Here is a 22,510-nt window from a genome sequence, read left to right as displayed (position 1 = left end):
GTTATTCACCGCCATTCGTTAAGGTCATCATTGTCTGACTAATTTGTTGTTGGTAGTCTTTAAGTGAAAGATCACCACGATAGAGTTCATGATAGATTCGTCCATCCTTGATGAAGAGTGTGCGTTTAGCATGACTAGCAGCAGCGGTACTGTGCGTAACCATAATAATTGTTTGACCGTTAGCATTAACTTCATCAAAGATTTCAAGAATTTCGTTACTGGTGTTTGAATCTAAAGCTCCAGTAGGTTCGTCAGCGAGAAGGAGATCTGGGTGGGTGATTAACGCCCGTGCAATAGCAATTCGCTGTTGCTGACCGCCAGAAATTTCACTTGGAAAACGATCAATGATTTTATTAATACGTAAGCGATCAATTAAGGGCTTAATCCGTTTTTCCATTGTTGCTACCGGAGTTTTTGCTAGAACAAGTGGTAAGTAGATGTTGTCGCGATTTGAGAGACTATCAAGTAAGTTGAAATGTTGGAAAACAAAGCCGAGGTGTTCTCGCCGATAACGAGCTGCATCGTCTTTGGAGAGTTGACGGAGATCTTGACCATTAAGGATTGCCTGTCCGTTAGTTGCTTGTTCTAAAGTTGCAATTATATTTAATAAGGTACTTTTACCAGCACCAGATTCTCCCATAATTGCAACGTACTCTCCTTCTTCAACTTTAAAGGTAATATCTTTTAAGGCCATTACTGGATTAGCGGAGTTATGGTTATAGACGCATTGAACGTGTTGAAGATTTAATAATGTCATAGTAATTTTCCTTTCTGGTAGAGAACTTGTTTTGATTATGTCTTAATTATAAAAAGGTCCTGTGCAACTTCCTACTTACGGAAGTGTACAGAACCTTACAGTTTTGTAAGAATTAGTTTGATGACCTGATATTATCTGGTAAGAAAGATAGAATAGCTGTCGTCCCCTGAGATTGAACTGATGAAATGCTAACCTTGAAATTCAAGTGCTCAGTAACTTTTTTAACAAGGTACAATCCCATCCCGGTAGCAGCAGTTGTTTGGTGCCCGTTTTTCCCAGTAAAGCCATTGTCAAAGACTCGCGGAAGATCATTCATTGAGATACCGCATCCATGGTCAGCGATCTGCAAAGAGTTCATTTCCCAGGAAATATTAATTGTACTATTAGGGGATGAGTATTTAATTGCGTTTGAAAGTAGTTGTTCAATGCAAAAATGCAACCATTTACGATCAGTGAGAACTTTAATTCCATCCAGGCCTGCTAATTCTGGAATCAATTGTTTATGAATGAAGACAGCAGAATTTTGTTGCAAAATATTATTAATTAAGTTGGCAATATCAATCCATTGAAAATCGTAATCATGATTATTAATTGCTAGTCGTTCGTCATTTAACAACAAATTGAGATAATAGTTAGCTTGATGGATATTCTTTTTTACTTCTGCGCTTGCGACAGTCGGTGCATTTTCTGCCGCGGCATTAAGACTTGTCAAATAGTTTTTAATTTCATGAGTAAATAATTCAAGGTGATCAAGTTGTTCATGTTGAGTTGCTTGTAACTGACGAATTGTGTCAATGTTTTTTGCTTGTTCATCTTGCAATAGTTCAACAAGTTTTCCCTCGGTCATATTGGCAGGAATGAATTTATCAAGCTGAGAACTATTTAAATGGCGCAATCGATAATATTTAATTGCACCACTCCCGATAAGCCACACTATAAAAAAAGGAAGAGAAAAGCGAATCACATCGCCCCAAAAAACAGTTGGGAGATTATATAAAATTACTAAAAGCCCAATCAGGCCTAAAAGAAAAAGATAGCCAATAGTAGGAAAAAGGATTGAGCGCCAAAATAATTTGAAATAATGTTTATTCATTGTTTTCCACCAATCGATAGCCGAGACCACGTTCTGTGTGAATACATTGCTGTAAACCAATTGTGCTTAGTTTAGTTCTTAAACGACTAATATTAACGTTAAGGGTGTTTTCATTAAGGTACTTGCCACCTTGCCATAACCATTGAAGTAATTGCTCCTTAGAAACAATTTTATTACGATGACTGAGTAAAACTTGGAGCATAGCACCTTCAGTTGGGGTGAGCTGGGCAGTACCATTTTCGTTCGTAAGAATATTAGTAAGGGGATTGAATGAATTATGATCCCACATTATTTTTTCTGCATCAGTCGTTTGCTTATTTCGCCGTAACAAAGCTTGAATTTTAGCTAAAAGTACCGTCATTGCAAATGGCTTCATAATATAATCATCTGCACCCGCGGCTACTGCATGCATAACGTTGGTATCAATTTCAGCTGCAGAAATAACAATAATCGGTACTTGACTATGTTTACGAACCTCTTGAATCCAATAAAAACCATCGAAGGTTGGGAGGGTGATATCAAATAAAACAAGATCTGGATTTGCATCAATAATTTCATTTGCAACATTTTGCCAATCGTTAATTGTGATAACGTCATGTTGCCATTTATTTAATTCTTGAGCTGTAGAATGGATAATATCAGGATTATCTTCAACGATAAATATTTTAGCCATAATTATTTCTCCGTAAATAGATATAAGCTCATCATACATTAGTTTGTTTAGAAAAGAAAACTTCAATATTGACAATCCTAAATTGCTGATTAAAGATAAGGAAAGGAAGTGATTTTTAATGGATATTAAGGACAACCTATTAACTCTTGCTGATGGAAATAAAATGCCTCAAGAAGGTTTTGGCCTTTATAAAGTAGATGGACAAGAGACAATGAATCAAGCAGTCAAAAAGGCATATGAAGACGGGTACCGACTTTTTGATACGGCTCAATTATACGGAAACGAGCAAGAAGTTGGGACGGCTTTTAAGCAATTAGCCATTCCGCGCGATAATCTTTTTGTGACGACTAAAGTAGCAGAAGAAAATCAAGGTTACGATAAAGCCATTGCTTCTGTCAAAGAATCCTTACGTAAATTACAAATGGATTATGTTGATTTGTTGCTTGTTCATTGGCCAATTGAACGATCATTTTTTGATACATGGCGGGCTTGTGAAGAAATGAAAAAAGAAGGACTTGCTAAATCGATTGGGGTAAGTAATTACCAAATGATTCACCTTCAATATTTAGCAACCCAAGCAAATGAAATGCCGGTTGTTGATCAAATCGAGTTACATCCGCTATTAACACAAAAACCACTATTACAATTTAATCATCAACATCAAATAGTAACGCAAACCTGGAGTCCCTTAGGGCGAGGAGCAGTCCTCAACGAACCAGTATTAAAAGATATTGCTGCTGCTCATAATAAATCCACCGCACAAATTATATTGCGATGGCATCTCCAAAATGGTGTTTCTTTTATTCCTAAATCAGTTCACGAAGAACGAATTACCCAAAACGCTGATATTTATGATTTCGAACTTAGCGCCCAAGAGATGGCCCAGATAGATGCATTAAATGCTTATCATCGTACTGGTCGTGAACCAGAATTAGTTTATGAATACAATAAACAATATTAAACAAAAAAACAGCAAATTGACTGAAAAAATATTTCAATCTCTTTGCTGTTTTTATATTTATTCTAAGCCCATTTCTTTGGCATAAGCTGCTTCTTCTTTACTAAGGCGTTGACGTTCACGTTCGTTGTACCATGGTGAAATGGTAAAGGCGAGAACATCATTAATAAGGTAAATCGAGCTATTAACGGCCATTGCTAAAGTAGCAGATCCTTGCTTGTAAGAAACAAACCAAAGTACTAGTTGGGCAAGACCAGATGCAAGCCACCAGAAATATTGGTTGTTAAAACGCAAGAAGCAAATAACACCAGCGGAAAGACTGATGGAAAAGCTGATTGCATCAATCCATGGTCGTGGATCGTCGGTAAGATGACCGATTAAATAACCAGAAACAAAATAAACGATAATTGTTGCAATGATGGCAACCGTCCATGAACGAGCATTGAATTTACGGATCTTTGATGCCATGTTAACATTCCAGTTTGCGGAAAGTAATACTGGTAAATCGAGGGTAATAACATAGGCGATTTGTTCGGCAATACTTAAATAATTTTTAGCACTAAAACCAGCGATGATAAAACATAATGCTGATAAAATACCTAAGAAACCATTTACCGACTTTGCAGCATTAATTGCTAAAACGCAAAGTACTCCAAGGGTGGTTCCAATAAATGTAATGACAGTTACCCACGTTATTGGAGCACTAACTAAAGTCATTACCTGACAGCCAAGACTGAAAAAGAATAGGTAATAATTTTGTTGTGGCCAGCCCTTTAATTGGTGGGCAAGAAATTTAAAATAATCGCTAATCATTAATATGACTCCCTCTACTATATATTGTGTAATTTTGTGGTTGCTGCCGGCTAGTAACACAAGATATTGTGGATGCAAAAAAGCAACGTTTAATAGTATACCGGGTCAAAATCAGGGATGCAATACCCTAAAGTTTATTTAATCGGTCGCTTAAATTAAGTAAAGGCCGGAAGATTAACTCTATTGTTGAAAATAATAAATTTAAAAATTTCCTTTAGCGGATTAGGGAGCATTGAATGACTTATCAACATTATAATTCAACTTTAACAATTTTAACTTTATATGAAGATTGCGGAGCTTCAACAGTCACGGTTGTCCCAATTGTTTGGTGAAGAAGCGCTTGACCGAGGGGAGAATCAAAGGAGATTTTTTGTTTGGCAAGATCAGCTTCCTGCTTTCCCACAATATGATAAGTTTCTTGTTCATGGTCATCCTCAAATTCAATTGTCACGGTTGTCCCTAAATCAATAGTGTGATCATTCTTGGGAGTCACAATTTCAGCATATTGAAGCTGTTTATTGAGGTACCGAAGCCTGCTCTCAAGGTGACGTAACTCACGCTTAGCAGTACTATATTCCGTATTTTCGGATAAGTCACCAAGCGCACGAGCTGCTTTTAATTGTTCAATTTTTGCAGGCCTTTGCTGTTGTAATTTTGCAATTTGTTCTTCAATTTCATGATAGCCATTTGCAGTCATTTTTTGAAAATAGACATTTTTCATTGCTTCTTGGATCTTTTTTCGTTGCATTGGTATAGTTTCTCCTTGTATATTAGCAATCTTGTTATATTTACTAGATATAATTATGATATGATAGAAAGGAAAATTCAATTTGGAGACGGAGGATATATAGATAATGAACGAACAAGAACAACATATTGACCAGTTTCTTACTTCGTCCAACTATCATCAGTTATCTGCTAATCAGCAAAAGCATGCACAGGATATTTTGACGCGTTTTAATAACCAGATGGCAAATGATCAGCATTTGACCGATACTACTTGGACACCAGAAGCAGTAAAAGCGGTCATGGTCGGGGAATTCATCGCTGATCCAGCACTAACTAATCAATTTGGAATTGCGGTTGTTCCAGTTTTGCGAGCTTATCAAGAATTTTTGAAAGTTGAAAATCTTGCGGAAGTTGTAAAAGCAATGGAAGAACAACGGACAAAGATGAACGAGTGTCGGAAAGCACATAAGACATGGGCACAATTACATGGGAATGCGGAGAATGACAAAACAGAAGCAACCCCGGTTCAAGCAGGTCCTGCTAAAAAAGAAATTACATGGACACCGGAGAAGTTCAAGGACTTATTAGCAAACGTGCAACAAGCTATTAAGTCGGCTTCCCAATTCAATAATCTTGAATTAGATGATGTTGAGTTAAACTATGTTGTGCAAGAGTTCTTGGAATTAATGGTTCAAGAATGCAATGAATATCCAGGTCAATGGACTTTCAGCAACTTGCAACGTGTATTAGGCATGATGATGCCATTAGATCCACATATTTCAATTAAGCAAATTCATAACATCGTACCAAGTGCGCAGGCCTTGTTTGAATACTTGAAGCAAAATGACTATATTAACATGGATCAATATAAGTTGGGCTTGAAAGCAATTGCTAATATGCAACCATCAGAAGACATGCTTGCCTCACTAAATCGTGATGAGCGGGAAACCCAATTAGTTTTATCGTTCATCAATAGTAATGGTATCGATACTGATGATGCAGATGTGGCAGAAGCGTGGATGGACGACCATAAGCAGGAAGTTGCTGACTTTATGCGTGGCCTATTGAATCCATGGGGCGAATATGAACGTAAGCGCCTGCTCAAACGTCAACGCGAAATGCAACAAAAGCAACAAGTGGCTAAGCGTAGTGGTAATCAAGTTGATTCACAATTAAAGCGGAAAAAGAAGTCCCTTCAAGGAATCAAGTTTAGTAAAAAGGCTCGGCGGAAATTACGTCGCCATTAATTTTTTAGAGGAGGAATCCATAATGAGCGTTGAAATTCCAGAAAATATGGAAGAAGTAGCAATGCAGCTGGCTCAACATCAGGTACGTGGTGAGCAAGTTGACGAAAAGGCTGTTATTCAAAATGCTGTTCGGGATATACTCCAAGCATTTTTTGATGAAGCTCTTGAAGGTCATTATGATGATGTGAAGTGGGATGGGGATGACCTAGTCGTTACGGATATTATGGGTGATGAAGTAGGACGCATTCAACCACAATCGCGCTCGTTTATTGATGACTTTAAGAACAACGCTGATTCATTAATTGAACGGCTTGAAAATTCGACAGCCCAAATTGTTGGTGGTCGTTAAGCTTTTGATTATCATAAAAAAATGACCCGTGGAAATTGCCACGAGTCACTTTTTATTTTAAAGACGATTTTTAATTTCGTAGGGCTTTGACTTTCCGTGTTCAGCTGGTAAGGCATCCTTAGCATAAAAAATTGCGTATTCTTTATCATTAGGATCTTTAGCGATGACAAGTTCATCATTATGACGTGCTTGTTTAAAAATTTGTCCCTTCCGAACAGCTTCATTATAATCATGAATATTAGCGACTGAATCGCCTGGGTTAAAGAAAATTCTTGTTTCCATTATAAGTTCCTCCTCATGCACGACTTGGCAAATCGATTTGTGCTTTTGCTAGAATATGACCCTTGGCTGCATGGATAAAGTCATTAAGCCAGTATTTATTTTTTAAGGGTAAAGTATCATCTAACGCAAACACCATTAAAGTATAATCATGAGTTTTGTCGGGAGGCTGTGGACCCACATAACCACTAGTTATCAATGGGTTTCCGTTAACCAACGAGCCGGCATTACTATTATTTCCTTGAACAAATTTATCTGCTAATTCTCGACTAGCATTTGCAGGAATGTCTGTTAACGTTGCTGGAATGTTGGCAGCTAACCAGTGAATCCAAGTGAAACCACAGACAGGTGTTGAGTCATAATCAATAAAGACGATTGCAAATGTCTTTGTCTCTGCTGGTGCATTGATAATTTTAATTGGAAATGACTTGATTGGATGGTCAGCTAGCATATCAGCTGCTGGCGCATATTTACCATATTCATCTGCTAACATCCCATTAATTAATGGTACTGAGATTTGCATAAAAATTCCTCCTTATAAGACAATTATAATCGTGCCTAATCTAAATACAATTTTCGTAAATCTTTTATTTCGGTAGGCGTAATATCAAGGTAATTATTAAGATATTGATTAACGTTTCCGTAATTGTGAGTAATACCTTTAATTGCTGTATTTAGGTAATCAGGAGCTACTGAGGCAAGAGCAGCCCGGTTTGTCACTAGTTCCTCGCTGGCTCCATGATTCCGCATGTCTTGCAGCCAGTGATTACGAAAATCTTGAGTAACAGTATTCGTTAGCAAGTAATCTTCCATAATAATCTTTTGTTCAACGCCAAGGGCACTGAGAATAAGATAAGCAGCCATCCCTGTCCGATCTTTGCCAGCAGTACAATGAAATAGCAAGGCACCGTGTTCATTATTCAGTAAGAGATTAAATAATTTCTGATAAGCTTGCTTAGCTGAAGGAGTCGTGGTCATTCGGTGATAAACATCAATCATATGGTGATAGCCATTTCCTGGTTGTTGCATCTGAGCAGCGATTTCTTCATCACTATGCGAGGCGTCAGTTTCGTCGGCTTCAAACACAGGCAAATGATAATACTTTGCTTGGGATGGCACTCGATCAGGATTTTTCTTTACTTCGTCGGGAGCGCGGAGGTCGATATCTAGAGAAATAGGAATATTATCTAAAACAGTCAGATCAGTTTGATCTAAATGAGCAAGTGAGCCTGTACGGATGAGTCGATGCCATTTTGTTTGATGCCCATCTGCTGTTGGATAACCTCCAAGATCACGAAAATTATAGCCATTCTTTATTGGAAGTAAGCGTTGGTTAGCCATGAGAATCCTCCTCGTATTAACTCTTACTACTATTGTACACTGAATTGAGGTAAAAGAGGTTGTAAAGCTTGAGCAAGCATTTTTCCTTCAGTGATAGCGCCAGCTTGATCAGGATGGAGCCCATCAGTGAAACTATGGCGCCAAGTTTTAGTTTCAATTATCGAACAGTCATGTTTAGTGGCAATTTTTCGAATCTCAGAAGCAAAGGTCTGACTAAAAGGAATTATGATTGCTAAAGGAGCATGGGGAAAGGTTAGCTTAACTTGCTGAATAAAAAGGTCAAAAGCGGCAATAAATTGAGCTAGGGGGAAACGACGGTCATTAACCCCTAAATTAATCACGTTGAGGTTAGGGTGATTAGGCGTCCATGATGTTTGATCATCAATTTTTCCTAAAAAGACATCGGCTGTTGGTACCCCGCCAGTCGCAGGTCTTAACACTCCCCCAGCAGAGTAGGCTATTCGAACACTATCAACGTTAAGCAGGTCTGCACAAATTCCAGCATAGTTAGTCTCTGGTCGGTAGTCAGCGGCAGGGTGATTGCCAATTATCCAGCAACCAGCCGTAATTGAATCACCGATAAAGTTGACCAAAGGACGCTGAGGAGCTGCCGTAATTTTACCTCCGTCGAGATAAATGTTTTTAATCGCAAAGCCTTCATTACCTCGCCAAACTTCATCAATGTCAGTATTACCGGCTGCCATTATTTCGATAGTATGTAATGCCGAATCAAGTGGAATATCAATGTTTGCTAAACTAGCTTGTACCCGTTGCCACTTTCCATCATCAATTCGAAAAGCAAACACTTGGCTAGGAGATAGCAAATTTTGATTTGGCAAAACAGTAATTTGACACTTTTTAGCCCCTGAAGCCTTAAAACGAAGGTAGCTGCCAAGGTTAGTAGTGTATAAAGTGGGCGTATTATTAATCTTTTTAATAGTCCAGCGTCCCGTACGTGAAGCAAGCTTAATTAGATCAGTCGGTTGGTAGTTCCTCATTTGAATCCTCCAATTATTTATGACTAGTGTAGCATTAAAGAAGAAATTATGTATATCAGCTTCTTTATCGTGTAATCGTTTTCTTTGTTGCGTCGAATTATTTGTAAGCGCTTATTGACGAGGTGGTTAAAAAGTAGTAAATTATATTTAGTAAAAGTTTACTAATGTTTGCTTGATGTATGGAGGTTATTCTGATGGATAAGCAACAATTTTTAGCTGAATACCAAGATGTGTTTAAAGAACCAGGGAAAGATGTATTTTTCTCACCAGGACGGATTAATGTGATCGGGGAACATACTGATTATAATGGCGGTCATGTTTTCCCGTGTGCAATCAGTATTGGAACCTATGGAGTATATGGACCGCGTGAAGACACAACAGTAGCCATTTACTCGGCTAATTCGGCAAAAGAAGAAGACAGTAAGGTTATTACTTTTGACATTAATGATACAGAACCGCAAAGTGCTAAAGATGAAAAGTGGGTTAATTACTTTAAAGGGATGCTTGTTTATCTAAAGCAACAGGGCTTCAAGATTGATCACGGATTTAACTTATACATCCACGGTTTTCTTCCTTATGGTTCGGGCTTATCGTCATCAGCATCAATTGAAATGTTGATGGGAAATATCTTGAAAGATGAATTTAACCTTGATATTGATGAAATTGAATTAGTCAAACTCGGACAAAAGACTGAAAATGATTTTGTTGGTCTTAATTCTGGAATCATGGACCAGTTTGCTGTCGGGATGGGTAAAGAGAATAACGCAATTTATCTTGATTGTAATACTCTTGAATATAAGTACCTCCCACTCGAACTTGGTGACTATGAAATTGTTATCATGAGTACTAATAAGAACCACTCCTTAGCGGGTTCCAAATACAACGAACGGGTTCAAGAATGTGAAGAAGCAGTTAAACGCCTTAACAAGAAACTAGATATAGATAAGTTAGGTGAATTAGATTCCGATACATTTGATCAATACACTTATTTGATTGATGATGATACATTAATTCGTCGTGCCCGTCATGCAGTTAGTGAAAATGAACGAACAAAGAAAGCCATTGATGCAATGGAAAAGGGTGATCTTGAAGAATTAGGCCGCTTGATCAATGCTTCTCATGTATCACTTAAATACGATTATGAAGTGACTGGTAAAGAACTTGACACCCTAGCAGAAAACGCATGGGATCAACCAGGCTGCCTTGGTGCCCGAATGGTCGGCGGTGGATTTGCTGGCAGTGCGATTGCTATTGTTAAGAAGGCTTCAGCAGACGACTTTAAGAAGAACGTTGGCAAGATCTATCGTGACAAGATTGGTTACGATGCCAGTTTCTATGATGCTGAAGTTGTTGATGGACCACATAAGCTTTAATAGTATTTTAGTGGGGGAATGAGAAAATGAAGTTAATGGAAAAGTTTGCTGACCAAGTGATTGCTAGTGGAACTTATGAACCACTCGACCGGATCTATATCTTAAACAAGATTCGGGGCCTTGTTGGTGATGAAGATGTTGAAGCTAAAGATGATGAATCTCTTGTTAGTCAACTTGTTGATTTAGCTGTTCAACGCGGTAAAATTGATGATGGTCAAACTGCCAAGGAAATTTTAAACGATCAACTTTATGATTTGATGACACCAACACCATCAGTAGTTAATCATAAATTCTGGGAAAAGTACCAACAATCTCCATCAAGTGCGACTGATTGGTTCTATAACCTATGTACTAGTAACGACTATGTTAAAGTAGCTGCTATTAAGAAGAATGTTGTCTTTGATAAACCAACTAAGTACGGCAATCTTGAAATTACCATCAATCTTTCAAAGCCGGAAAAGGATCCCAAAGCAATTGCCGCGGCTGCTCATGATACCGCTAAGAAGTACCCGCAATGTGCCCTTTGCATGGAAAATGAGGGTTATAAGGGACGTCTTGGACAAGCAGCCCGAAGCAACCACCGTATTATTCGGATTACAGTAGGCGGCCAACAATGGGGATTCCAGTATTCGCCATACGCTTACTTCCACGAACACTGTATCTTCCTTGATAGTAAGCATGAGCCAATGGAGATTAATCGGCAAACTTTAATTAACTTGGTTGAAATTGAAAAGCAATTCCCGACGTATTTCGTTGGAAGCAACGCTGATTTACCAATTGTTGGTGGTTCAATGCTTGCTCATGAACACTACCAAGGTGGCAAGCATATTTTCCCAATGATGAAGGCCTCCATTAAGAAAGAATTGCACTTTGATGAATATCCAGCTGTTAATGCAGGAATCGTTAACTGGCCAATGAGTGATATTCGTTTAACTAGTACAGATACTGAGCAATTAATTGACCTTGGTACGCATATTATTAAAGTATGGGATCAATACAGTGATGAAAGTCTTGATATTAAGGCTTTTGATGGGCAAACTCGTCATCATACTGTTACCCCAATTATGCATCGGGAAGGTGATAAGTTTGTTCTTGATTTAGTTTTGCGGGATAATAATACTAGTGATGAATATCCACTCGGAATCTTCCATCCACATGAAAAGCTATGGCACATTAAAAAGGAAAATATCGGTTTGATTGAAGTGATGGGTCGTGCTATCTTACCAGCGCGGCTTAAGGATGAGTTAAATGAAGTCAAGAAGTTTTGGCTTGGTGCTGAAAATAAGATTGCAGATAGTCATCTTCCATGGGCAAAAGAAGTTCAGTCAAGGATTAATATCACCGAGGATAATGTCGATGAGGTTATGGAACAAGAACTTGCTAATGTCTTTGCCAATGTTTTGGAAAATGCAGGAGTCTTTAAGGATAACACAGCTGGAAATGAAGGTTGGCAACGATTCGTTGATGCTTTAAAATAGTTTTAACCTAAAATGAAGAAAGGGGCGCTGAAGCAGGATGGCAGTAACATTACATGATATCGCGGATAAAGCAGGGGTATCTATTGCGACTGTATCGCGAATTTTAAATAATGATGTGACGCTTTCTGTAAATGAAAAGACACGTCAGCGAGTGTTAGCCACTGCCGAAGAGTTTAACTATACTAAGCATAAGCGAGCACGTAATAACCAAGTACAACGAGTAGCTGTTGTTCAATGGTATTCTCTTACACAAGAATTAGATGACCTATATTACATGGCGATTCGGATGGGAATCGAACGAGCAGCTCAACAACAGGGACTCCAGACTGTTCCCGTTTACCAAAACAATATGGAAGAGATTCCTCGTGATGTTACGGGCATCATCGCGATTGGAAAATTTAGTGATTCGCAAGTTCAAGCATTGCGGTTAGTAACTTCTAATATTGTCTTTGTTGATTACGATAGTTTGGCTGCTGGTTACGATTGCTTAGTACCGGACTTTGAAAATGCAGTGCGGTCAGTTATTTCAGAATTTGTTAGCGAAGGGATTAACGATATCGGTATGTTAGCAGGAACTGAAAAAACAACGGACCAACAAATTGTTCCTGATTTACGGCGATTCTATTTTGAAAGTAATCTGCGTCAACAAAACCTATATCATCCAGAATTTATATTTGCTGGCAACTACACCTCGATGTCAGGATATAATGCGATGAAAAAGGCAATTGCGACGCTTGGTGACCGTATGCCGCATGGAATCTTTGTAGCCAATGATCCGATGGCGGTTGGCGCACTTAAAGCAATTCAAGAAGCCAAAATCAACGTTCCAAATCGAATCGCCTTGATTAGTTTTAACGATACAGCAATCGTTAAGTACGTTTATCCAAGTATGTCAGCAGTACACGTTGCCACTGATGAAATGGCACATGCCGCAGTTGATATGATGATTAAACGGCTGCAGAATCCGAATAATGATCCATGCAAGACAGTGGTGGGAACTCATTTGATCAAACGGCAAACAACTCGATAGTATATGAAAAATGGTTCAGTTTTGATAGTAATGGCGTTAGTGCTATTTACTAATAGAAACTGAATCATTTTATTTTTTAATTCTTTTTTGATACCACCGATAAGCAAAGTATAAGCAAGTAATCGCCATGATGATAATAGCAACGGTTGTATAATCATTAAAGATAATAACAATTTTATTCCACGATTGGCCGACCCACGCGCCGAGAACAACAAGCAGTGTATTCCAGATTGCACTCCCGATAGTAGTGAGAAGGCAGAATTTTCCTAATGAGGTTTGAGCAATCCCTGCAGGAATAGAGATCAAACTGCGAATAACAGGAATGCAACGTCCATAAAGAATTCCGCCTGTGCCGTGCTTATTAAACCAATCGACTGCTTTTTTAGCATCATCTTGATGAAAACCTAAAAGCTTAAAGAAGCGGTGTGCAAGAAGACGTTCAAGGCGTGTAACAGTTAACTGGCGACCAAGAGTATATAAGATAAGCGCCCCGATAAGCGAGCCAATTGTTGCGGCGATAATTACACCAATAATTGATAATGAGGTGGTGGTCGTCATGAATCCGCTCATTGTAAGGATAATTTCGGATGGTAGCGGGGGAAAGACATTTTCAAGGGCAATTAGTAAGGTAATTGCAAAATAACCAAACTGATTAATAAATTCCGTTATCCAAGCGTTCATAAATTACTCCTGTTCAATTAAATCTTCTCTAAACACTCTATCATATTAGAGAAATTCTTAGTAGCGGTCTTATTTTTCTTTAGTTAAAATTACGAATTATAAATTAGAATTATTTTATTGAAGTGAATAAAATGCCTAGGGAGAGTAAAAAGTGTTCGGATTTAATCAAATAAAATCTTAAAAATTGCTAAAATCTTACTAAAAATGTGCTAAAGTATAATAAGACTACATAAGGGAGATTGATATAAAGTGAAGCGATATCGTTTCGGGCGCCTTAGTATGGGCTGGCAAATTATGATTGGGCTGGCTCTTGGTATTATTTGTGGATTGATTTTCTATCAAAATAAGGGTGCCATCACTGTTATGCAGAGCTTAGGAACAATCTTTATCCGGCTGATTCAAATGATCGTAATGCCAATTGTTGTTTCTTGCTTGACTGTCGGAATTGCTAATATTGGTGATATTAAAAAGTTAGGACGGATTGGTGGAAAAACATTAATTTATTTTGAAGTGTTAACCACAATTGCGTTGATTTTAGGGATTGTAATGGCTAACATTACTCATCCAGGTTCATTTATTGATATTCATAAACTTCATGCAACTGATATTTCGCAATATATGTCTACTGCAAAATCTGCAGAACATAATAGCGGATTCTGGCCATTAATTTTGTCGATTATTCCAACGAATATTTTTAAATCCATGTCTGATGGTGACATGATGCCTGTTATCCTGTTCTCTGTTCTCTTCGGATTAGGAATTGCAGCTGTTGGGGAAAAGGCTAAAATTTTAATTGATGTATTAAATGCAGTTTCAGAAGTTATGTTCAAAGTTACTAATTGGGTCATGAAGTTTGCACCAATTGGGGTCTTTGGTTTAATTGGAATGACAATCGCCGAAATGGGTATTAGTGCTCTGCTACCATTAGGATTATTTATTGTGATTGCGTATGTGACAATGTTAATCTTTATTATTGTTGTCCTCGGTATAACTGCTCATATTTTCCATTTACGTTATTGGAAGACGATGCGCGCTATCCTTGATGAGATTGTCTTAGCATTTACTACTGCTAGTTCAGAAGTTACGTTGCCTCGTTTGATGAAAAAGACGCACGAGATGGGGGTAAGCAAGGGGATTACAGCTTTTGTTATCCCAACTGGTTATACTTTTAATCTTGATGGATCTGCAATTTATCAATCATTAGCAGCAATCTTCTTAGCACAAGCATATGGACTTCATCTTAGTATTTCTCACCAAATTACTCTGCTAGTAGTTTTGATGATTACTAGTAAGGGAATGGCGGGAGTTCCAGGAGCTTCTTTTGTTGTATTACTCGCTAGTGTTTCTACAATTGGTGTTCCAATGGCTGGTTTGACTTTCATTGCTGGAATTGATCGTTTCGTTGATATGGGACGAACTGCTGTAAACGTGGTTGGTAATTCGATCGCCACACTTGTTATCGGTGAATCTGAAGGCGCTCTTGACCGTGAAAAATATAATGCATATTTAGATAATTACGGAAAAGAGAAGGCACCGACAGAAACTGATGCCGAAGTTGAATAATAAACATAAAAGCGAAGATGAGTATTTCTCATCTTCGCTTTTATGTTTATACTTCTTCTGAATTGGCAGTATCTTTTGCCGAAGCTAGCTTAACTCCTCGGTGGTTAACGCTTGTACTAAATACGATTTGTGTACTTGTCTTCCCAAAACGTTGTTGAATAGTATTGATGAAGTCATCTAAATCGGTGGTAGAAGGAAAAACAACTTCCATAATTTCTGAATAATCACCAGTTACACAGTTACATTCAATTACATTGGGAATTTGTTGAATGTAAGGGTAAAATTCTTGTTTTTGGCGAGGCTCAAGTTGTACCTGAATAAAAGCTTTAACATGAAAGTTAATTTTTTCCATGTTAACACTTGTATGGTAACCAGTAATAATCCCATTTCGTTCAAGTTTATTGATTCGCGCCGCAATTGCTGGTGATGAAATGAAACATTCTTTAGAGAGTTCTTTCAGAGAAGCACGGGCGTTTTTTTGAAGAAGGTTAATAATCTTCCTATCGATCTTGTCCATAAGATGCGGCCTCACTTTCAAATATTAAAGGTATATTGGATACATTAAGATTACTCTAATTAAAGATTAATGTATAGTCTAAATTTTAGGAAATTTTGAATTTTATCTGCGGTCAGTATTATTCTGGTTTCCTTCGCTTTATTCTTCGAAAAAATGGTATAATTTAACTAAAGACATTACTAATTTGTTTGGAGGTTCAAATCTATGGATCAAGAATATCAAAACATCCTAGTTCCAGTTGATGGTTCTCAGGAATCAGAATTTGCATTGCATCGTGCAATCGCAATCGCAAAGCGTAATGGTGCCCATATAGATATTTTAAATGTAATTGATACACGAGCAATGGCTTATAACTTTGCTGGTATGTCAGATGGAAGTATTGCTTACCAGTTAGTTGATAAATCAAAGCAATATCTTGATGAATTGTTGAAAAATGCCAAGGATAAGGATGGCTTTGATAATCTTGATATCCACATTCGTCTTGGTAATCCAAAGACAATTATTGCGTTTGACTTCCCTCGGGACCACCACAACGACATGATTATTATCGGTGCTAGTGGATTATCACGGATGCAACGAGCTGTAATGGGTTCAGTTACGTCATATGTAAAGCGTAATGCTCCAGTTGATGTTTTGGTTGTACGGACTGACGTAGATCTAGTTAAATAGTCATTGAATATTATCAATGGGGTTAGTGGTAAGTATTACCATTAACTCTTTTTATATACTTTTTATCGTCCACCCGCATAGCAGGTGGTTTTTTTGTTTCATGCATTCGCTCTTCAACTAAGTTTAAAGACATTAATAAAAAGGAACCGCCCAAATTAGAGTGATTCCTTTTTTGACAGAGAAGATATTTAATTACTTTTTAGTAACTTCCATAACGATATCAGTAGTAGTTACCTTTTCACCAGCATCTCTCAATAATTTAATATCAAAGTCTTTACTGTTAGTAACTGTTACCATGACAGTATCATCAAGGCCGGCTTTCTTGATTGCGGGATCCCAGAATTCCATTAATTCGTCACCTTTGTCAAAGTGCTGATTTTTATCAAAGTAACTAATGAATCCAGTACCTCGAAGTTTAACCGTATCAATACCAACGTGAATCAGGAGCATAATACCATTATCAGATTCGAGTCCGATCGCGTGGCGAGTAGAGAAGGTTGCTCGTACTGTTCCACTAAATGGAGCAATTACTTTACCATCAGATGGTTTAATAGCGAATCCTTTACCCATATTACCAGAGGCAAAGTTTTCATCGTTAACGTCCTTTAAGTTAACAAGTGTACCAGTAACTGGTGATGTGATATCAGTAACACCAGGTTGTGGGGTAGAAACAGATGCTGTTTGTGATTTATTACTGTCAGCATCTTCAAGGTGGTTTCCCCAAGTCTTTTCAAGTTCAGCCACGATCTTGGCATGCATCTTTTCATCAAGTTTAACCTTTTTTGCAAAGATAAATACACTAATGAGAATCAAGATAGCAGGAGCTAGGAACATTACTAGCTTAAACTTCGCAGCACCAGTAGCAGTAACTGTTGCTGCAGTGGCACCAGCAGTCATTCCAGCAATAATAGTAGTTGGTCCAATGATCCATCCAGAAACAGCACCAGCAAACTTATCTAACAGTGGACGAACCGATAATGTAAGTGATTCGTCACGGTGTCCTAATTTTAGTTGACCATATTCAACAGAATCAGTAATAGTCATTAAAACAACTAAAAATACTAATGGTTGTGGAATGAAGAATAATTCTGCACCAACTAAAACTAAAATGAGTGATTTACCAGCAAATGCAAAGATTAATAAGCCAAGGAAAAGTAATGAAACTGACCCGTAAAATAATTTACGCCGACTAATTTTACCAGTAAAGAGAGGGAAAGTAAGAACGGAAATAACACCAATAACAGTGTTTAATCCACCCAGAATAGAGAAAGCCTTTGAATTACCTAAAATATAAGTAAAGTAGTAAAGCTCCATACTGTTAACTAATGTGATTCCTGTTGTATAGAATAGGTATGAGAGAGCGATAGCGAATAATTGGTCATTTTTGACAAGAATTTTATAAACATCTTTTAGTTTAGTTTGTTCTTTATTTTCACGAAGCAGAGACTTTTCTTCATGAGTGCCAAGCCCGACACCAATAGCAGTAACAGCAGCAACAGCGGCGGCAATTGCGGCAAAAATAAACCAACCACGATCATCACCGGTACCGCCATTTTGATTTGCTGAGAAGAATAAAACCATTGGCATAATAACAAAACCAACAATATTTCCTCCAACAGTAGAACCAACCCGCGCAAAAGTAGCTATTTTATCACGTTCATGTGAATCAAATGATAGCGCAGGAATCATTGACCAAAAGGCAACATCATTAAATGAATAAAAGATATCCATAATGATATATAAAATAGCAAAGATCAATAGGTACAGGTAAGGATTAGAAAGACTTAAACCGCCCATTGGTGTGAATAAGATAGCTAAAATAATTGCTGAAATGATTCCACCACCGACAACCCACGGTTTAAATTTACCCCAACGTGTGTTAGTACGATCAATTGCGTTCCCAATTAGTGGGTCAACTAACAACTCTATAATTCGTAATACAGCGATAATTGATGTAACCCATAGAACCATGTGATTGTTGAATGCTTTGTTACTAGAATTGAATAAGTGTCCAGTAACATACATAATGAAATACGTTGAAAGTAAAGCATAAAAGACATCATGCCCGAAGGCTCCCATTGAATAGGCAAAACGGGAACGGGCAACATGCTGTTTACTTTTTGCAGTATTAATTTTTATATCCATGTTAACTCCCCTTTTCTACAACAACATATAATATCTTACACAAACAATAGTAAGCGTTTTCAAGAAAAAAGTCAATGCAATTTTAGTAAAATTTTACGAAAAAGGAAGTAATATCAAAATAATTATTTATTGAAAGCGAGCGCCATAACTTTAGCCTGAGTAGTTTCTAATTCATCAGCATTTAGATTAATATATTTATTTACAAGGCGTTCATTTGCATGAAGATCGCTGACGAGAAAATCGTGGATTGATGTAATGTTTATTCCAGTATGGCGTAAATGGAGAATCGTCATTGTAATTGCTAACTGTTCTGTTTTAGCGGCCGAAAGAGTAGCAGGGGCGGTTTCAATAACACCTTGGTAATAACCGCTCATAAATGTTTTATTCATCATAATCACCTCTGTTCTAATCAAACCACGTTTTTATTTTCTTGTTAAGAAATTTAAAATAAAAAACGACCGAGAATAGATCTCAGTCGTTAAATCAATATTTATTTGATTATTGTTCTTCGTACCAGCTGTAGTGGAAGTTACCAGGACGGTCAGTACGTTCGTAAGTGTGAGCACCGAAGTAGTCACGTTGAGCTTGAAGCAAGTTAGCAGGAAGCACTTCTGAACGGTATGAGTCGTAGTAACTAATAGCAGCACTAAGTGAAGGAACAGGAATACCAGCCTTAACAGCAAGAGCAACAACGTCACGAGTTGCCTTTTGGTACTTCTTAGCAATGTCCTTGAAGTAATCATCAAGAAGTAAGTTCTTCAAGTCTGGGTTCTTAGTGAAGGCATCAGTAATGTTTTGTAAGAATTGTGCACGAATAATGCATCCTGCACGCCAGATTTGAGCTAATTCACCATACTTAAGGTTCCAGTCATAACGTTCGGAATCGATCCGCATTTGTTCGAAACCTTGTGCGTAACTCATAAGCTTACCGAAGTAAAGAGCTTGACGTACTTTTTCAATCATTTCCTTCTTGTCGTCAATTGAAATAGCTTCAGTTTCAACAGGTAATTCCTTGCTTGCTTGTACACGTTCGTCCTTCATCATTGAAATGTAACGAGCGTAAACAGCTTCTGTAATAACTGATTGAGGAGCACCACCATCAAGGGCAGTCATTGAACTCCACTTACCAGTACCCTTGTTAGCACCACGGTCAAGGATCATGTCAACAATAGGCTTGTTCTTGTCGTCACCAAGGTCATCCTTACGAGTAAGGATATCAGCAGTAATGTCAACAAGGTAACTGCTTAATTCACCCTTGTTCCATTCAGCAAAGGTCTTAGCAATGTCATCAACAGGCATCTTTAATACGTTACGCATGATGTTGTAACTTTCGTCGATTAATTCTTCATCACCGTATTCGATACCGTTGTGAACCATCTTAACATAGTGACCAGCACCATTTGGTCCAATGTAAGCAACACATGGCTTGCCATCTTCTTCAGCCTTAGCAGCAATCTTAGTAAGGATTGGAGCAACTAAGTCATAAGCTTCTTTTTGACCACCTGGCATAAGGGAAGGACCATGGAGGGCACCTAATTCACCACCGGAAACACCCATTCCGATGAAGTTAATACCAGACTTGTCTAACTTAGCGTTACGAGCCATAGTATCGTGGAAGTTAGTGTTACCACCATCGATTAAAACATCACCCTTGTCAAGTAATGGCAATAATTCGTCGATAAGAGCATCAGTTGGCTTACCTGCTTTAACCATCATAAGAATTCGACGAGGCTTTTCTAATGAGTCTACGAATTCCTTAACAGTGTAGCTAGGTACTAACTTCTTATCGCTGTGGTCACGCATCATTTCGTCAGTACGGTTACGGTGACGATTGTATACACCAACCGTGAAGCCACGACTTTCGATGTTTAGTGCAAGGTTCTTACCCATAACAGCTAAACCAACAACACCAATTTGTGCTTTTTGATCAGACATTAAAGTCACTCTCCTCAATACTTATGTAATATAATTCACAACCTCGATTATAACAAAAATTAAAGATAGTGCAAACGCCAAACATCAATTTTTATTATAAAAAAGTAATTTACAGCAAGAATGCTATAAATTACTTTTAGTAACTAATGATTTAAACGATAAACCCACTTACGTCCATCACGAGCTAATAGTTCGTCAGAAGCTGCTGGACCCATGGAACCAGGAGTATAGTTAGGGAATTGAGGCTTTTCAATATCCCAAAGCTTACGGATAACGTCGACGAACTTCCATGCATAGGCAATTTCAGCCCATGAGGCAAAGTTTGTGTGGTTGCCTTCAAGTGCATCATGGAAAAGACGTTCATATGGTTCTGGAGATTCCTTCTTATCAGAATCACTTTGTAAGAAGCGTAAATCAACAGGTTCTGTTGTGAAACCTTGACCTGCACGCTTAGCATTTAATTGGATTGCAAAACCTGAGTTAGGTTCAACAAAAATAGTTAATACGTTTGAGTTAAGAGATTGGTCACTTTCAGAACGTGGGTTAGCAAAGATATCGATTAATGGCTTCTTGAAGACGACATCGATACGAGTAAACTTATCTGCCAACTTCTTACCAGTTCGAACGTAGAATGGCACACCAGACCAACGATAGTTATCAAACATTAACTTAGCAGCAACAAAGGTTTCAGTACCAGATTCTGGATCAACACCATCTTCATGACGGTAAGCGTTAGTTTCATCACCAGCATCATATTGTCCACGGACAAAGTTAGCAGCTGCTTCTGATGGCGTGTAGAGGCGAAGACTGCGAAGAGCCTTAATCTTTTCAACTCGAACATCAGCATCAGTAAATGCAACGGGTTGTTCCATTGCTAACTGTGCAACAATTTGCATGATGTGGTTTTGTACCATATCTCGTAATGCACCAGATTGGTCATAGTAACCAGCACGTTCTTCAACCCCGAGCTTTTCGCTCAATGTTACTTGAATGTTGTCAATGTAACGGTTATTCCAGAGTGATTCAATCATTGTGTTACCAAAACGTAATGCTTGAATGTTTTGAACCATTTCCTTACCAAGGTAGTGGTCAATCCGGAAAATTTGATTTTCACTAAATGTTTGTGATAATTCATCGTTAAGCTTCTTAGCAGATTCAAAATCACGACCAAATGGCTTTTCAATAACAAGACGGTTAAAGCCGTTGTCAGTTAATAATCCTTGCTTCTTCAAATTCAATGCAATAGTACCAAAGAATTGTGGTGCCATTGACATATAGAAAAGACGGTTGCCTTCAGCGCCGAATTGTTCATCTAATTCGGCAAGGCGTTGCTTAAGGATTTCGTAATGTTCTGGCTTAGTAACATCATGTGACTTGTAGAAAAAGTGTTTTGAGAATGCTTCTGCTTGGCCATCCTCGGTTTCTGGAATGTTGCTAATAGATTCACGAACGATTTGTTGGAATTCTTCGTCAGTTAGTGGACGACGAGAAGTTCCTAGTAATGCAAAATGGTCAGCTAGGTAACCCTTTTGATATAACTTGAACAAAGCAGTATAAAGTTTACGCTTTGCAAGGTCACCAGTAGCACCAAATAATGTAATGACAGCCTTATTTTCTGTAGCCAAAATGTTCACTCCTTCTGAAATTTCAGAAAATTCTTATACCGTGACAATTATATACTCTTAAAGCATAATCTGCACTATCAAAGGAAACGTTTTCTGAGAAGATGTCTTAGAAAACGGAAATGGACCATTAACGATAAATGGCTTGTTGATTAGTCATTGGCAAGCGCTTGTCAATTAATGGTCTAGATCAAAAAACTTTTAAAAGAAATTTGTAATTGATAAAAATTAGAACTTACAAAAGTTAAACTAAATAAAAA

General features: G+C 37.9%; 23 protein-coding genes. 8 read left to right on the top strand and 15 right to left on the bottom strand.

The window, feature by feature from the left end; translation table 11 throughout:
• Position 1: 1 nt before the first annotated feature.
• The 3 genes from LMB57_RS02440 to LMB57_RS02430 all read right to left on the bottom strand — a co-directional run bounded on the left by LMB57_RS02440 (position 2) and on the right by LMB57_RS02430 (position 2,562).
• The gene (locus LMB57_RS02440) at positions 2-757 is read right to left on the bottom strand and encodes an ABC transporter ATP-binding protein (RefSeq protein ID WP_229278038.1); all 756 of its coding nucleotides are present in this window, start codon (positions 755-757) and stop codon (positions 2-4) included.
• Between the two features lie 112 nt (positions 758-869).
• Positions 870-1,850 carry a sensor histidine kinase gene (locus LMB57_RS02435; RefSeq protein WP_229271481.1) on the bottom strand — a complete coding sequence of 327 codons (981 nt, stop codon included), beginning with the start codon at positions 1,848-1,850 and terminating at the stop codon, positions 870-872.
• Positions 1,843-2,562: a response regulator transcription factor gene (locus LMB57_RS02430; protein ID WP_229271621.1), complete on the bottom strand. Its 720-nt coding sequence runs from the start codon at positions 2,560-2,562 to the stop codon at positions 1,843-1,845. Before LMB57_RS02430 ends, LMB57_RS02435 begins: the two co-directional genes overlap by 8 nt.
• A gap of 79 nt (positions 2,563-2,641) precedes the next feature.
• Here LMB57_RS02430 and LMB57_RS02425 point away from each other — a divergent pair, with 79 nt between their 5' ends.
• The gene (locus LMB57_RS02425; protein ID WP_229271480.1) at positions 2,642-3,484 is read left to right on the top strand and encodes an aldo/keto reductase; all 843 of its coding nucleotides are present in this window, start codon (positions 2,642-2,644) and stop codon (positions 3,482-3,484) included.
• Positions 3,485-3,541: 57 nt separating this feature from the next.
• Here the strand turns inward: LMB57_RS02425 and pnuC are convergent, their stop codons facing one another.
• Together pnuC and greA are read right to left on the bottom strand one after the other, a co-directional pair.
• A complete protein-coding gene (gene pnuC / locus LMB57_RS02420) occupies positions 3,542-4,294 on the bottom strand; it encodes a nicotinamide riboside transporter PnuC (protein ID WP_229271479.1) in 753 nt (250 codons plus the stop codon).
• A gap of 250 nt (positions 4,295-4,544) precedes the next feature.
• Positions 4,545-5,042 carry a transcription elongation factor GreA gene (gene greA / locus LMB57_RS02415; protein ID WP_229271478.1) on the bottom strand — a complete coding sequence of 166 codons (498 nt, stop codon included), beginning with the start codon at positions 5,040-5,042 and terminating at the stop codon, positions 4,545-4,547.
• Between the two features lie 106 nt (positions 5,043-5,148).
• On the opposite strand from greA, the gene LMB57_RS02410 reads away from it, so the two are divergent.
• Positions 5,149-6,270, top strand: coding sequence for a hypothetical protein (locus LMB57_RS02410; protein WP_229271477.1), 1,122 nt, complete (start codon positions 5,149-5,151; stop codon positions 6,268-6,270).
• A gap of 22 nt (positions 6,271-6,292) precedes the next feature.
• Positions 6,293-6,619, top strand: a complete 327-nt coding sequence (locus tag LMB57_RS02405) for a hypothetical protein (protein WP_229271476.1) — start codon at positions 6,293-6,295, stop codon at positions 6,617-6,619.
• 57 nt (positions 6,620-6,676) lie between these two features.
• On the opposite strand, the gene LMB57_RS02400 is transcribed toward LMB57_RS02405, so the two are convergent.
• The 4 genes from LMB57_RS02400 to LMB57_RS02385 are packed head-to-tail and all read right to left on the bottom strand — an operon-like array spanning position 6,677 to position 9,237.
• Entirely contained in the window at positions 6,677-6,901 is a 225-nt protein-coding gene (locus tag LMB57_RS02400; protein ID WP_124216211.1) for a hypothetical protein, read from the bottom strand.
• A gap of 13 nt (positions 6,902-6,914) precedes the next feature.
• Positions 6,915-7,421 carry a YbhB/YbcL family Raf kinase inhibitor-like protein gene (locus LMB57_RS02395; RefSeq protein WP_229271475.1) on the bottom strand — a complete coding sequence of 169 codons (507 nt, stop codon included), beginning with the start codon at positions 7,419-7,421 and terminating at the stop codon, positions 6,915-6,917.
• Between the two features lie 35 nt (positions 7,422-7,456).
• Positions 7,457-8,239 carry a tyrosine-protein phosphatase gene (locus tag LMB57_RS02390; RefSeq protein WP_229271474.1) on the bottom strand — a complete coding sequence of 261 codons (783 nt, stop codon included), beginning with the start codon at positions 8,237-8,239 and terminating at the stop codon, positions 7,457-7,459.
• A gap of 29 nt (positions 8,240-8,268) precedes the next feature.
• Entirely contained in the window at positions 8,269-9,237 is a 969-nt protein-coding gene (locus LMB57_RS02385) for an SGNH/GDSL hydrolase family protein (RefSeq protein ID WP_229271473.1), read from the bottom strand.
• Positions 9,238-9,431: 194 nt separating this feature from the next.
• Between LMB57_RS02385 and LMB57_RS02380 the strand changes: the two genes are divergently transcribed.
• The 3 genes from LMB57_RS02380 to LMB57_RS02370 are packed head-to-tail and all read left to right on the top strand — an operon-like array spanning position 9,432 to position 13,118.
• Positions 9,432-10,610 carry a galactokinase gene (locus LMB57_RS02380; RefSeq protein WP_229271472.1) on the top strand — a complete coding sequence of 393 codons (1,179 nt, stop codon included), beginning with the start codon at positions 9,432-9,434 and terminating at the stop codon, positions 10,608-10,610.
• Positions 10,611-10,636: 26 nt separating this feature from the next.
• On the top strand, positions 10,637-12,088 hold the full coding sequence (locus tag LMB57_RS02375; RefSeq protein WP_229271471.1) for a UDP-glucose--hexose-1-phosphate uridylyltransferase: 1,452 nt from the start codon (positions 10,637-10,639) through the stop codon (positions 12,086-12,088).
• Between the two features lie 37 nt (positions 12,089-12,125).
• Positions 12,126-13,118: a LacI family DNA-binding transcriptional regulator gene (locus tag LMB57_RS02370; protein WP_035155412.1), complete on the top strand. Its 993-nt coding sequence runs from the start codon at positions 12,126-12,128 to the stop codon at positions 13,116-13,118.
• A gap of 69 nt (positions 13,119-13,187) precedes the next feature.
• Here the strand turns inward: LMB57_RS02370 and LMB57_RS02365 are convergent, their stop codons facing one another.
• Entirely contained in the window at positions 13,188-13,799 is a 612-nt protein-coding gene (locus LMB57_RS02365; protein WP_229271470.1) for a DedA family protein, read from the bottom strand.
• Positions 13,800-14,048: 249 nt separating this feature from the next.
• Between LMB57_RS02365 and LMB57_RS02360 the strand changes: the two genes are divergently transcribed.
• A complete protein-coding gene (locus LMB57_RS02360; RefSeq protein ID WP_229271469.1) occupies positions 14,049-15,362 on the top strand; it encodes a cation:dicarboxylate symporter family transporter in 1,314 nt (437 codons plus the stop codon).
• A gap of 46 nt (positions 15,363-15,408) precedes the next feature.
• Here LMB57_RS02360 and LMB57_RS02355 read toward each other — a convergent pair whose 3' ends face one another.
• A complete protein-coding gene (locus LMB57_RS02355; RefSeq protein WP_229271468.1) occupies positions 15,409-15,879 on the bottom strand; it encodes an Lrp/AsnC family transcriptional regulator in 471 nt (156 codons plus the stop codon).
• Positions 15,880-16,083: 204 nt separating this feature from the next.
• Between LMB57_RS02355 and LMB57_RS02350 the strand changes: the two genes are divergently transcribed.
• Positions 16,084-16,548: a universal stress protein gene (locus LMB57_RS02350; RefSeq protein ID WP_229271467.1), complete on the top strand. Its 465-nt coding sequence runs from the start codon at positions 16,084-16,086 to the stop codon at positions 16,546-16,548.
• Between the two features lie 192 nt (positions 16,549-16,740).
• On the opposite strand, the gene LMB57_RS02345 is transcribed toward LMB57_RS02350, so the two are convergent.
• The 4 genes from LMB57_RS02345 to zwf all read right to left on the bottom strand — a co-directional run bounded on the left by LMB57_RS02345 (position 16,741) and on the right by zwf (position 22,253).
• Positions 16,741-18,693 carry a sugar MFS transporter gene (locus LMB57_RS02345; protein ID WP_229271466.1) on the bottom strand — a complete coding sequence of 651 codons (1,953 nt, stop codon included), beginning with the start codon at positions 18,691-18,693 and terminating at the stop codon, positions 16,741-16,743.
• Between the two features lie 122 nt (positions 18,694-18,815).
• Complete coding sequence (locus tag LMB57_RS02340) at positions 18,816-19,082, bottom strand: hypothetical protein (RefSeq protein WP_229271465.1); 267 nt, start codon at positions 19,080-19,082, stop codon at positions 18,816-18,818.
• 109 nt (positions 19,083-19,191) lie between these two features.
• The gene (gene gndA, locus LMB57_RS02335; protein WP_229271464.1) at positions 19,192-20,628 is read right to left on the bottom strand and encodes an NADP-dependent phosphogluconate dehydrogenase; all 1,437 of its coding nucleotides are present in this window, start codon (positions 20,626-20,628) and stop codon (positions 19,192-19,194) included.
• Positions 20,629-20,771: 143 nt separating this feature from the next.
• On the bottom strand, positions 20,772-22,253 hold the full coding sequence (gene zwf / locus LMB57_RS02330) for a glucose-6-phosphate dehydrogenase (protein ID WP_229271463.1): 1,482 nt from the start codon (positions 22,251-22,253) through the stop codon (positions 20,772-20,774).
• Positions 22,254-22,510: the final 257 nt, after the last annotated feature.

Origin of the sequence: Limosilactobacillus secundus (assembly GCF_020784695.1) — a bacterium.
GTDB classification, from domain to species: domain Bacteria; phylum Bacillota; class Bacilli; order Lactobacillales; family Lactobacillaceae; genus Limosilactobacillus; species Limosilactobacillus reuteri_F.
This window is presented reverse-complemented; position numbering and strand designations above follow the sequence as displayed.